The organism is Nonomuraea sp. B19D2, assembly GCF_040137845.1.
Lineage (GTDB): Bacteria > Actinomycetota > Actinomycetes > Streptosporangiales > Streptosporangiaceae > Nonomuraea.
In genome coordinates this window covers 1-1,706 of record NZ_JBEFAK010000138.1, presented here as the reverse complement: position 1 = coordinate 1,706, position 1,706 = coordinate 1, and the positions used below count along the sequence as shown (strand labels likewise).

Below are 1,706 nucleotides of genomic sequence, written 5' to 3'. Positions count from 1 at the left end.
TAGCCGCGGCCTCCCTCCGTCCAGCCTTGCCACGGGGTAGCTAGCCTCGGCCTTTCACGGTGAATTTCGCGAGGCTTGATCGTTCACATAAGAAAAGTGCCTTTGAGCTGGAAGGATGGGGCTTGTCGAGAGTCCTGTCCACACCAGATCAGAAGGCACTTTCCAAGTGAAGAGTATCGCTTCGCGCGGCAAGATCACCGCATCCGCTGACGCTGCTGGGTTCCTCTCCCACGCGGGCGCCCTGCTGCTCCTGCATACGCTGCGTGTCACTGGCCTGGACCGGGCCCTGACCGCGCAGCTGGAACGCTGGCGGCCCGAGCAGGCGGTGCACGACCCCGGCAAGATCGTGGCCGACCTGGCCGCCACCCTCGCCCTGGGCGGGGACTGCCTGGCCGACATCGCTGTGCTGCGCGCCCAGCCCGACCTGTTCGGCCCGGTGGCCTCCGACCCGACCGTCTCACGGCTGATCGACCGGCTCGCCCGCGATGAGGCCAAGGCGCTCAAGGCACTGCGCGCGGCGCGGGCCCTGGCCCGCGAGCGTGCCTGGGACCTGGCCGGGACCAGGGCGCCGGGCAGTGACGGCGAGCTGATCCCGCTCGACCTCGACGCCACCATCATCATCGCCCACTCCGACAAACAGCACGCCGCCCCGACCTGGAAACACACCTTCGGCTTCCACCCCATGACAGTCTTCGCCGACCACGGCCCGGGCGGGTCCGGCGAACCGCTGGCCATCATGCTGCGACCAGGCAACGCCGGCTCCAACACCGCCGCCGACCACATCGAGGCCACCCGCCTGGCGTTGGCCCAGCTGCCCAAGCACCGCCGGCGCCAGGTGCTGATCCGCACCGACTCCGGCGGCGGCACGCACGAGTTCCTGGCCTGGTTGACCAAGCCCGGCCGCCGGCTGTCGTACTCGATCGGGTTCACCCTGACCGAGGAGATCCAGCAGGCCGTCCTGCGCCTGCCCAAGAGCGCGTGGACGCCCGCCTACGACGCCGACCGGCAAGTGCGGCCCGGCGCCTGGGTCGCAGAGCTGACCGGCCTGCTGAACCTGACCAGCTGGCCCAAAGGCATGCGGGTCATCGCCCGCAAGGAACGTCCGCACCCCGGCGCCCAGCTGCGCTTCACCGACGTCGACGGGTGCCGTGTCACCTGCTTCGTCACCAATGCCAAACGCGGCCAGCTCGCCGACCTGGAACTCCGCCACCGCCGCCGGGCCCGCGCCGAGGACCGCATCCGCTGCGCCAAGGACACCGGCCTGGCCAACCTCCCGCTGCACCACTTCGCCCGCAACCAGATCTGGTGCGAGCTCGTCGCGCTGGCCTGCGAACTCCTGGCCTGGATGCAGCTGCTGGCCCTGCCCGGCACCGCCGCCCAGACCTACGAGCCCAAACGCCTGCGCCTGCGACTGTTCACGGTGGCTGGGCGGCTGGTGCGCGGTGGCCGCCGTCTGCGCCTACGCATCGCCGCAGGATGGCCCTGGGCCGGCGACATCCTCATCGCCCTGACCCGCCTGCAAGCCCTCCCGGCCCCGACCTGACCAGCCACACGCTGTCCCTGCGACCTAGAAAGGAAACACCCGCGGGCCCGTGGAACCCCGCCCACCCGACGCGACAGCCGGGCCAGCATGCTGACCACAGCACGCAATTCGACCTTCAGCCGGACCGTTTAGCCGACCACTCCTTGATCACGAAAGATCGAGG

General features: G+C 70.0%; 1 protein-coding gene. It reads left to right on the top strand.

From position 1 onward, the window contains the following. The first annotated feature begins 115 nt into the window (after positions 1-115). A complete protein-coding gene (locus ABN273_RS59130) occupies positions 116-1,543 on the top strand; it encodes an IS1380 family transposase (protein ID WP_502911363.1) in 1,428 nt (475 codons plus the stop codon). Positions 1,544-1,706: the final 163 nt, after the last annotated feature.